A 9,998-nucleotide genomic window follows, 5' to 3' on the forward strand; every position below is an offset into this window, starting at 1 on the left:
AATGGCCCCCAGCCTTCGGCCGGGAGGTGCCCCCACCGCAGTGGCTCCCTCCTCCGCCTTGCGATGCACGCACCCCAACGCCGCGGCCTGATCCGACAAAATCCAAGGGCCAGGCCCTACCCACCGGTAGCCGGCTGTGGCACCCTGCGCGCATGGTCCTGCTCGACGCGCCCGCCCCCGCCTCCGACCGCCACCGGTACGACCGGGCCACCGCCCACCTGGACGGGCCGGTGGCCGTCGTCGACCTCGCCGCCTTCGACGCCAACGCCGCCGACCTGGTGCGCCGCGCCGGCGGCAAGCCGATCCGGGTCGCCAGCAAGTCGCTGCGCTGCCGGGCCCTGCTGGAACGGGCGTTGGCCGCGGACGGCTTCGCCGGGGTGATGAGCTTCACCCTGGACGAGTCGATCTGGCTCGCCCGGACGGGCCTGCGCGACGTGCTGCTCGCCTACCCGTCCGCCGACCGCGCCGGCTACGCCGAACTGACCGCCGATCCGGACCTCGCCCGCGAGATCACCGTCGTCCTGGACGACCCGGCCCAGCTCGACCTGATCGACGCGGCCCGGGCCGGCGACGCCGAGGTGCGGGTCTGCCTGGAGCTGGACACCGCGCTGCACCTGCTCGGCGGCCGGGTCCGGGTGGGCGCCCGGCGCTCGCCGCTGCGCACCCCCGAGGAGCTCGGCGCCTTCGCCGAACTCGTCCAGCGCAGAAGGGGGTTCCGGGTGGTCGGCCTGATGGCGTACGAGGGCCACGTGGCCGGGGTCGGCGACCGGGTGCCCGGACGGCCGGTGCGCTCGCGGCTGATCCGGCTGATGCAGGCCACGGCGCGGGCCGAACTCGCCGAGCGGCGGGCGGCCACCGTGCAGCGGCTGCGCCGGGTGGCGGAGCTGGAGTTCGTCAACGGCGGCGGCACCGGCAGCGTGGAGTCCACCGCGGCCGAGCACGCCGTCACCGAGGTGGCCGCCGGCTCCGGGCTGTACGTGCCGCAACTCTTCGACCACTACCGGGCGTTCCGGGGCCGCCCGGCCGCGCTGTTCGGGCAGCCGGTGGTGCGCCGCCCCGGCGTGGGCGTGGTGACGGTGCTCGGCGGCGGCTACCCGGCCTCCGGCGCGCCCGGGCCGGACCGCTCGCCGGTGCCGTACCTGCCGGCGGGGCTGCGCTACGACCCGATGGAGGGCGCGGGCGAGGTGCAGACCCCGCTGCTCGGCGCGGCGGCGGACGACCTGCTGATCGGCGACCGGGTCTGGTTCCGGCACGCCAAGGCGGGTGAACTGTGCGAGCGCTTCGCCGAGTTGCACCTGATCGAGGGCGAGCGGATCGTCCGGACCGTACCGACCTACCGGGGCGAGGGCCGGACGTTCCTCTGAGCCCACGGATTCCCCTCAGCACCTTTCCGGAGCCTTAAGCGGGCCCGATGGAACTCCTAACCCGGGAGCCCCATCGGGCCTTTGCGCTGCTCGGGAGCCGACTGCGCGTCAACCGCCGTGTCCGTCAAGGCTATTGCCTTATGGTCTGGACCAATCCTACGCTTCGGCCCGGGGGCCCGCGATCCGGGCAGCGGCCCTCCGGACGGGCAGGCGTGTCCGCTCCCCCACACCCGCCCGGAACGACGGTCGAGGAGTCCCACCCCATGTCCATCAAGCGAACCGCCCTGTCCGTCGGCGTGGTCGGCGCCGCGGCCCTCTCGGTGGCCCTGACCACCGCCGGGACCGCCAGCGCCCACGGCACGATGACCAACCCCGTCAGCCGGATCGCCGCCTGCTACGCCGAGGGCCCGGAGCACCCCGTCTCCCAGGTCTGCAAGGACCTCGTCGCCACCAGCGGCACCCAGCCGCTGTACGACTGGAACGAGGTCAACATCGCCAACGCCAACGGCAACCCGCAGGCGCTGATCCCGGACGGCCGGCTCTGCTCGGCCAACCGCGACAAGTACGCGGCCCTCGACTGGCCGCGCACCGACTGGCCGGCCACCCCCGTCAAGGCGGGCGCCTACACCTTCCAGTTCCGCGCCACCGCGCCGCACGTCGGCACCCAGACCGTCTACATCACCAAGCCGGGCTACAACCCGACCCAGCCGCTCAAGTGGTCGGACCTCGACCCGACCCCGGTCGCCCAGGTCCAGGTCGACCGCAACACCGTCAACGGCTCCTACAGCTACTCGGGCACCCTGCCGCAGCGCACCGGCCGTCAGATCCTCTACACCATCTGGCAGCGCAGCGACAGCCCGGAGGCGTTCTACGCCTGCTCGGACGTCGACTTCGGCGCCGGCACCGGCAGCGCCCCGGCGGTGTCCGCGCTCGCCGCCCCCGCCGCGCCCAGCGACGCGCAGATCGCCGCCGACGCCCCCCGGTCCACCGTCGCCCACCACGGGCACGGCGGGGACCCGAACTCCCCGGCCGGCCGGACCGTCCCGACCGCCTCCGCCGCGGTCGGCACCTCGGCCACCGGCCCGCTGCTGCTGGCCGGCGCCGCCGCGATCGGCGTCGGCTGGGCCGCCATGGTGCTCCGGCGCCGCCGCGTCGAGGCTGTTCGACGCGGCGCCTGACGCCGGGAACGTGAGCCGGACCGGCCAAAACCCCCGTCCGGTCCGGCTCGCGTCGGAGAACACGCGGCGGCCCGCCCGGAGGACTTCCTCCGGGCGGGCCGCCGTGGTGCGGTGAGGAGCGCGGTCGGTCAGGTGCTGGTACCGCCGACACCGCCGCCCGGGGTGGCGGAGCCGCCGCCGGGCAGCGAGGGGAGCTTGCCCTTGTAGTCGGTGATGCCCTTGACGATGGTGTCCATCAGGGAGACGTCCGGCGCCTTGTCGGCGATGTCGAAGCCGAAGTGCACCGAGACCAGCGTCTTGCCGTCGCTCGACGGGAAGACCACCGTCTGCACGTACCCGTTGTTGCCCTTCGCCGCGTCGACCTTCCAGCGGATCAGCCAGCCGTCCTGGCCGTTGACCTTGACGGCCTCGTTCTTCAGCTCCTGGTGGCCCGTGACGTCGGCGTAGGAGTCCTTGGCCGCCTTGTCGATGTCGGCCTTGGCCGCCGCCGCGACGTCGGAGCCGCCGCCGTCGATCCGGCCGGTGTTCACCCCGCCGAGGGTGCACTCGCTCTGGCCGTCCGCGCAGGTGTACGAGCCGACGTACATCGCCGCGTAGCCCTCGGCCGTGTGGCTGCCCTTCCAGCCGGACGGGACGGGCAACGACAGCCGGTTCACCACGTCGACGGCGGTGCCGGGGCCGGGCTTGGACTTGCCGCCGCCGTTCCCGTTGCCGTTGTTGTTGCCGTTCCCGCCGCCGTTGCCGTTGCCGCCGCCCTTGCCGTCCGCGCCCGGGCCGTCGCCGAAGCCCGGGAGGTCGCCCCACGGCCCGTTCTCGCCGCCCGGCACCGACCGGGCGGCGCGCTGCGCGTGGTCCTTGCCGTGCCCGTCCATGGCCAGGTAGGTGATCCCCGAGCCGGCGCCCAGGCCCAGCAGGGCGGCGGCGACGGTCGCGATCACCAGCTTCGACGGCTTGCGCCGGGGCTTGCGCGGCGCGGCGCCCGGGTCGCCCCAGGCGGCGCCGAACGGCGGCGGCTCCGGGTAGCGGACGGTCGGACCGCTCTCCAGGACCTCCCCCTCCAGCACCCGGGGCTGCTCGGCCGTGCCCGGCTCGGGGGCGCCGAACGCCCCGGACGGGGCCGCCGCCGGCGGCTCCGGGGTCGGCGCGTCCGAGGGCGCGGGCCGGGTGCTGGCCGTCCAGCCCCGGCCGTCCCACCAGCGCTGCGGTCTCGGGTCGCTCGCGGTGTCCTTCGGATCCGGGTACCACCCGGCGGGAATCTGCTCACTCACACCAGAGAATCTAAAGGGCGCCGGATAAACGCGAAATCAGGGCAGCGGCGAATTCCGCCGGTTTTCGATGAGATTCCGGTGAGAAGCCCCGGGTCGCCACGCCCGCGGGAGTGTCATGGCAGGGGCGCCACGGCAGGGGCGTCACGGCAGGGGCGTCACGTACGCCCCGGAGATCCCGCCGTCCACCAGGAACTCGCTCGCCGTGATGAACGAGGAGTCGTCGCTGGCCAGGAAGGCCACCGCGGCGGCGATCTCCTCGGCCCTGGCGAACCGGCCGAGCGGAACGTGCACCAGCCGGCGGGCCGCCCGCTCCGGGTCCTTCGCGAACAGCTCGCGCAGCAACGGGGTGTCCACCGGTCCGGGCGAGAGCGCGTTGACCCGGATGCCCTCCCGGGCGAACTGCACGCCCAGCTCGCGGGACATCGCCAGCACCCCGCCCTTGGAAGCGGTGTAGGAGATCTGCGAGGTCGCCGCGCCCATCCGGGCCACGAAGCTGGCGGTGTTGATGATCGAGCCGCGGCCGTGCCGGCGCATGTACGGCAGCGCGGCCTTGCAGCACAGGTAGACCGAGGTCAGGTTGACCTCCTGCACCCTGCGCCAGGCGTCCAGGCCGGTGGTGAGGATCGAGTCGTCCTCCGGCGGGGAGATGCCGGCGTTGTTGAACGCGACGTCCACGCTGCCGTAGGTCTCGTAGGCCTCGTCGAACAGCGCCTCGACCATGTACGGGTCGGTGACGTCGGTGTGCACGAACAGCCCGCCGACCTCCTTGGCGGCGGCCCGGCCGGTCCCCTCGTCGAGGTCCGCGCAGACCACCCTCGCCCCCTCCGAGGCGAGTCGGCGGGCGGCCGCCAGGCCGATCCCGCTGCCCGCGCCGGTGACCACGGCGGTGCGGCCGACCAGTCGGCGGCAGACGATCCCGGTATCGCCCATCGGGCTCCCTCACATCCGTTCGAAGGATCGGTAGCGCTCCCAGTCGGTCACCGCGCCGTCGTACGCGGCCTGTTCCACCCGGGCCATGTTCAGGTAGTGGTCGACCACGTCGCCGCCGAAGGCGTCCCGGGCGAGTTCGCTCTCCGCCCACAGCTCGGCCGCCTCGCGCAGCGAGCCGGGCACCCGGCCGTACTCGTCCACCGCGTAGGCGTTGCCCAGGCAGGGCGCGGGCAGGTCCAGCTTGCGCTGCAGCCCGTACAGGCCTGCCGCGAGCATCCCGGCCACCGCCAGGTACGGGTTGACGTCGCCGCCGGGCACCCGGTTCTCCATCCGCAGGGACGGGCCGTGGCCGACCACCCGGTAGGCGCAGGTCCGGTTGTCCCGGCCCCAGGCGACGGCGGTCGGGGCGAACGAGCCGGGGCGGTAGCGCTTGTAGGAGTTGATGTTGGGCGCGTACAGCAGGCTGAACTCGCGCAGCGCGACCAGCTGCCCGGCCAGGAAGTGCCGCATGGTGTCGGTCATCCGGCCGTCCCGGTCGGCGAAGGCGGGCGCGCCGACCGCGTCGCGCAGCGACAGGTGGATGTGGCAGCTGTTGCCCTCGCGCTCGTCGTACTTGGCCATGAAGGTGAGCGCGCAGCCGAGTTGGGCGGCGATCTCCTTGGCTCCGGTCTTGTACACGCTGTGCTGGTCGCAGGTGGTCAGCGCGTCCGCGTAGCGGAAGGCGATCTCGTGCTGGCCCAGGTTGCACTCGCCCTTGGCGGACTCGACGGTCAGCCCGGCGCCGGCCATCTCCAGCCGGATCCGGGACAGCAGCGGCTCCACCCGGGCGGTGCCGAGCATCGAGTAGTCGACGTTGTAGAGGTTCGCCGGGGTCAGGCCGCGGTAGCCGCCCAGCCAGGCCGACTCGTAGGTGTCGCGGAACACCAGGAACTCCAACTCGGTGCCGATGTCGGCCGCCAGGCCGTACTCGGCGAGCCGGGCGATCTGGCGGCGCAGCATCTGGCGCGGGGCGGCGTCCACCGGGTGGCCGCCGTGCCGGGCCAGGTCGGCCGTCACCTGCGCGGTGCCCGGCTGCCAGGGGGTGAGCCGCAGGGTGTTGAGGTCGGGGCGCATCGCGAAGTCGCCGTAGCCGGTGGCCCAGGAGGAGAACGCGTAGCCGTCCACCGTGTTCAGGTCGACGTCCACCGCGAGCAGGTAGTCGCAGGCCTCGGCGCCGTGCTCGACGACCTCGTCGAGGAAGAACCGGGCGGCGAAGCGCTTGCCCTGCAGGCGGCCCTGCATGTCGGTGAAGGCGAGCGCGACCGTGTGCACCTCACCGGCGTCCACCAGCGCGCGCAACCCGTCCAGGGACAGCGGCGCGCGCGGCCGGGCGCCCTCGGCGGCGAGCTCGGACATGACGGAACCATCCTCATCGATCACTCTTCGAGATCAACCGGTCACAGCGAACCGTACGGCCTGCGGCTCGCGGGGCGGAAGAGGGCGGACGGCCGCGGCGCGCCGGACCGCGTGGCTGACGGGGGATCAGGCGCCCCGGGTGCAGAATGCGCGCCATGGATCGCAGGCCTTACATCGGCGTCAGCACCTACCTGGTGGACGCGAGTTGGAGCAGCTGGCGCAACCGCCGGGTCGCCCTCGTCCCCGAGCGGTACACCGCGTACGTGCAGGACTCCGGCGGGGTCGCGGTGCTGCTGCCGCCCGACGCCCCGGAGCGGGCGCCCGAAGTCCTGGCCCGGCTCGACGCGCTGGTGATCGCGGGCGGGCCCGACCTCGACCCCGCCTACTACGGGGAGCCCGCGCACCCGTTGGCGGAGATCGACTCACCGGAACGCGACCGGTGGGAGGTCGCGCTGCTGCGCGCCGCGCTCGCCGCCGGGATGCCGCTGCTCGGCATCTGCCGGGGGATGCAGGTCCTCAACGTGGTGTGCGGGGGGACGCTGGTGCAGCACCTGCCGGACGTGCTGGACGTGGACGTGCACAACGGCTCGCCGGGGAGGTACGGGACGCACGCGGTGCGGCCGGTGCCCGGAACGCTGCTCGGCGGGCTGCTGCCGGAGAGCGAGTTGGAGGTGCCGACGTACCACCACCAGGCGGTGGACCGGCTCGGCGAGGGGCTGCGGGTCAGCGCGCACGCGCCGGACGGGACGGTGGAGGCGATCGAGGGGCCGGGGTTCACGCTGGGGGTGCAGTGGCATCCCGAGCAGGGCGACGACCTGCGGGTGATGCGGGCGCTGGTGCGGGCCGCCACCGCGGCGGTGTTGGAGGCCGTGCCGCTGGGCTAGTTGGACCGGCCGGGAGTCCGCGGCGCTCGTCTCCCCGCGCGTCCGGGTGGGCGCGGGGAGACGAGCGGGACGCCGGGGTGTCAGCCGGTGACCGGGACCGGGGTGGGGAGGTGGGTGGCGGCCGCGAGGAGGGCGGGGAGCATGCGGGTGGCGTGCGCGGCGTAGCCGTGCGGGGACGGGTGGATGCCGTCCGGGCCGAGGAGGTGGGCGGCGAGGTCGCGGAACTCGGGCCCCGCGGTGGGGGCGAGGTGCGCGCCGAGGCGGTCGGCGGTGCGGGTGTGCAGCCGGGCGAGGCGGCCCGAGCGGTGGTGGCCGATCCAGCGGGCGGGGGCGCGGAAGCCGGGCCCGTAGCCGGGGTCGGGGCAGGGGACGACGACGAGCTGCCAGCCGGCTTCGCGCAGGGTGTGGGCGAGGTGGGCGTGCCGACGGGCGGCGCGGCCGAGCGGGGCGGGCAGCAGGACGTCGTTGCCGCCGACGATCAGCACCGCGATGCCCGGCCGCAGCCGGGCGGCGCGCAGGACCTGGCGGCCCACGGCGGCGGTGGTGGCGCCGCGAGGCGGCGCATGGTGGTCGGAGGCTCCGGGGTCACGCGGTGAGGACGACGCGGCGTGGTGCCCGCCGAAGGGCGGGCCCCCAGGGGACGTACTGGTGCGGGAACCATTCGCGCGCCGCCACGAGATGACGGTTCATCAGCTCCTCGGCGATCGGCTCCAGTTCGACGAGCCGGCGGGCGGAATCCGCGGTAGCGATCTTCACGGGCCATGATCGTCGTGGACCGGCGCGCGGCCGCGCAAACTCGCCTCACCCGTTCAGGTGAGCCGGAAATCCGCGCCCTGACCAGGACCTATGCCAGCGGCAACCGGGTCGACGGTGGGCATCCGAACGGCAACGACAACGGTCACCAGTACAACCTTTGGATCTTTGTCGATTCTGCGGTTCACTTCGAGTGCGGAGGCGATCGCCCCCGCCCGTTCAGGTGTGCATTCCACCCGTGCGTCCAGAAAGGGCTTCGATGGCCGGCCGCGAGCATTCCCACGATGATCATGCGCATGACCACCAGCATGGGCACGGGCACGGGCACGGCGGGCACTCCCACGGCCCCGGCGGCCACTCGCACGCCGTCGCCGCCGACGCCGACCGCCGCTGGCTGCTCAGCGCCCTCGCCCTGATCGTCGTCTTCATGGCCGGCGAGGTCGCGGTCGGCTTCGCCGCCGAATCGCTCGCCCTGATCTCCGACGCGGCGCACATGCTCACCGACGCCGCCTCGATCGTCCTCGCCCTGGTCGCCATGCGGCTCGCCGCCCGCCCGGCCCGCGGCGGCTACACGTACGGCCTCAAGCGCGCCGAGATCCTCTCCGCGCAGGCCAACGGCGTCACCCTGCTGGTCCTGTCCGCCTGGCTGGGCTACGAGGCGATCACCCGGCTGTTCGAGCCGCCCGCCGTCACCGGCTCGCTGGTGCTGGTCACCGCGCTGGTCGGCGTCGTCGTCAACATCGCCGCCGCCTGGTGCATGTCGAAGGCCAACCGCAGCTCGCTGAACGTCGAGGGCGCCTTCCAGCACGTCCTCACCGACCTGTACGCCTTCATCGCCACCGCCGTCGCCGGCCTCGTCATGGTCACCACCGGCTTCGCCCGGGCCGACGCCATCGCCTCGCTGATCGTCGTCGCGCTGATGCTCAAGGCCGGCATCGGGCTCGTCCGCGACTCCGGCCGGATCTTCCTGGAAGCCGCCCCGGCCGGCATCGACCCGGACGCCGTCGCCGACCGGCTGGTCGCCGAACCGCTGGTCGAGGAGATCCACGACCTGCACATCTGGGAGATCACCTCCAACCAGCCGGCCCTGTCCGCGCACATCCTGGTCACCCCCGGCGGCGACTGCCACGCCGTCCGGCGCTCCCTGCAGCGCCGGCTCTCCGCTGAGTACGGCATCACCCACTCCACCCTCCAGGTCGACCACGTCGGCGAGGACGAGGCCGGCGCGCTGCTCCAGATCGCCGGCCGGGGCGACTCCGCCGACTCCGCCGACTCCGCCGCCGACCACTGCGCCGACGCCCACGGCCCGGTCCACCGCGCCGGCCCGCACGAGCACTGAGCCACCGGGTGTCCGTCAGCGCGGTGCGGCATGATCTGACGCGTGACCGCACCGCGACTGATGCTCCTCGACTCCGCCAGCCTGTACTTCCGGGCCTACTACGGCGTACCGGACTCCCTGCGCTCCCCGCAGGGCGAGCCCGTCAACGCCGTCCGCGGCCTGCTGGACTTCATCGCCCGGCTCGTCCACGACCACCGGCCCGACCACCTCGTGGCCTGCATGGACGCCGACTGGCGCCCCCAGTGGCGGGTCGACCTCATCCCCTCCTACAAGACCCACCGGGTCGCCGAGGCCGCCGTCGACGGCGAGGAGGAGGTGCCCGACACCCTCGCCCCGCAGGTCCCCGTCATCGAACACGTCCTGGACGCGCTCGGCATCGCCCGGATCGGCTCCCCCGGCTACGAGGCCGACGACGTCATCGGCACCCTCACCGCCCGCGCCAAGGGCCCGGTCCAGATCGTCACCGGCGACCGCGACCTCTTCCAACTCGTCGACGACGCACGGCAGATCACCGTCCTCTACCCGGTCAAGGGCATGGGCAACCTGCAGCTCACCGACGACGCGCTGCTGCTGGAGAAGTACGGCGTCCACGGCTCCCAGTACGCCGACATGGCCGCCCTGCGCGGCGACCCGTCCGACGGCCTGCCCGGCGTCAAGGGCATCGGCGAGAAGACCGCCGCCCAGCTCATCCACGAGTACGGCGACCTCGCCGCCATCCGCGCCGCAGCCCTGGACCCCGCCTCCAAGCTCACCCCGGCCCGCCGCCGCAACCTCGTCGAAGGCTCCCCCTACCTCGACGCCGCCCCCACCGTCGTCCGCGTCGCCACCGACGCCCCCCTCCCCGACTTCGACCCCACCCTCCCCCGCGAACCCCTCGACCCCATGAC

At 73.8% G+C, this 9,998-nt stretch carries 9 protein-coding genes and 1 pseudogene; 5 read left to right on the forward strand and 5 right to left on the reverse strand.

Annotated elements, in window-relative coordinates; translation table 11 throughout:
• The first annotated feature begins 152 nt into the window (after window positions 1-152).
• Both VM95_RS36115 and VM95_RS36120 read left to right on the forward strand, forming a co-directional pair.
• Complete coding sequence (locus VM95_RS36115; protein WP_045705230.1) at window positions 153-1,364, forward strand: amino acid deaminase/aldolase; 1,212 nt, start codon at window positions 153-155, stop codon at window positions 1,362-1,364.
• A 263-nt stretch (window positions 1,365-1,627) separates the two neighbouring features.
• Window positions 1,628-2,542 carry a lytic polysaccharide monooxygenase auxiliary activity family 9 protein gene (locus VM95_RS36120; RefSeq protein WP_045705232.1) on the forward strand — a complete coding sequence of 305 codons (915 nt, stop codon included), beginning with the start codon at window positions 1,628-1,630 and terminating at the stop codon, window positions 2,540-2,542.
• Window positions 2,543-2,670: 128 nt separating this feature from the next.
• Here the strand turns inward: VM95_RS36120 and VM95_RS36125 are convergent, their stop codons facing one another.
• The 3 genes from VM95_RS36125 to VM95_RS36135 form a co-directional block, all read right to left on the reverse strand.
• Window positions 2,671-3,810 (reverse strand): DUF2510 domain-containing protein, encoded by a 1,140-nt coding sequence (locus VM95_RS36125; protein ID WP_045705234.1) that lies wholly within the window; start codon window positions 3,808-3,810, stop codon window positions 2,671-2,673.
• Between the two features lie 141 nt (window positions 3,811-3,951).
• The gene (locus VM95_RS36130; protein ID WP_045705236.1) at window positions 3,952-4,740 is read right to left on the reverse strand and encodes a 3-oxoacyl-ACP reductase; all 789 of its coding nucleotides are present in this window, start codon (window positions 4,738-4,740) and stop codon (window positions 3,952-3,954) included.
• Window positions 4,741-4,749: 9 nt separating this feature from the next.
• On the reverse strand, window positions 4,750-6,135 hold the full coding sequence (locus VM95_RS36135; protein ID WP_045705238.1) for a glutamine synthetase family protein: 1,386 nt from the start codon (window positions 6,133-6,135) through the stop codon (window positions 4,750-4,752).
• A gap of 155 nt (window positions 6,136-6,290) precedes the next feature.
• Between VM95_RS36135 and VM95_RS36140 the strand changes: the two genes are divergently transcribed.
• Window positions 6,291-7,019 carry a gamma-glutamyl-gamma-aminobutyrate hydrolase family protein gene (locus tag VM95_RS36140; protein ID WP_045705241.1) on the forward strand — a complete coding sequence of 243 codons (729 nt, stop codon included), beginning with the start codon at window positions 6,291-6,293 and terminating at the stop codon, window positions 7,017-7,019.
• Between the two features lie 80 nt (window positions 7,020-7,099).
• Here the strand turns inward: VM95_RS36140 and VM95_RS36145 are convergent.
• Window positions 7,100-7,561, reverse strand: a pseudogene (locus VM95_RS36145) (GDSL-type esterase/lipase family protein); the annotation flags it as partial.
• A gap of 43 nt (window positions 7,562-7,604) precedes the next feature.
• Entirely contained in the window at window positions 7,605-7,775 is a 171-nt protein-coding gene (locus tag VM95_RS42090; RefSeq protein WP_208615596.1) for a hypothetical protein, read from the reverse strand.
• Between the two features lie 256 nt (window positions 7,776-8,031).
• On the opposite strand from VM95_RS42090, the gene VM95_RS36150 reads away from it, so the two are divergent.
• The gene (locus VM95_RS36150) at window positions 8,032-9,111 is read left to right on the forward strand and encodes a cation diffusion facilitator family transporter (RefSeq protein WP_045705243.1); all 1,080 of its coding nucleotides are present in this window, start codon (window positions 8,032-8,034) and stop codon (window positions 9,109-9,111) included.
• Between the two features lie 60 nt (window positions 9,112-9,171).
• Window positions 9,172-9,998 (forward strand): 5'-3' exonuclease (locus VM95_RS36155; protein WP_045705247.1); only part of this gene is annotated, 827 nt, incomplete at its 3' end.

Origin of the sequence: Streptomyces rubellomurinus (genome assembly GCF_000961885.1) — a bacterium.
Lineage (GTDB): Bacteria > Actinomycetota > Actinomycetes > Streptomycetales > Streptomycetaceae > Kitasatospora > Kitasatospora rubellomurina.

What these genes read in the sequence shown, in the direction of transcription:
- VM95_RS36150 (WP_045705243.1), top strand. Translation starts at nt 8,032, where the DNA reads ATGGCCGGCCGCGAGCATTCCCACGATGATCATGCGCATGACCACCAG.
- VM95_RS36120 (WP_045705232.1), top strand. Translation starts at nt 1,628, where the DNA reads ATGTCCATCAAGCGAACCGCCCTGTCCGTCGGCGTGGTCGGCGCCGCG.
- VM95_RS36130 (WP_045705236.1), bottom strand. Translation starts at nt 4,740, where the DNA reads ATGGGCGATACCGGGATCGTCTGCCGCCGACTGGTCGGCCGCACCGCC.
- VM95_RS36135 (WP_045705238.1), bottom strand. Translation starts at nt 6,135, where the DNA reads ATGTCCGAGCTCGCCGCCGAGGGCGCCCGGCCGCGCGCGCCGCTGTCC.
- VM95_RS36140 (WP_045705241.1), top strand. Translation starts at nt 6,291, where the DNA reads ATGGATCGCAGGCCTTACATCGGCGTCAGCACCTACCTGGTGGACGCG.
- VM95_RS36115 (WP_045705230.1), top strand. Translation starts at nt 153, where the DNA reads ATGGTCCTGCTCGACGCGCCCGCCCCCGCCTCCGACCGCCACCGGTAC.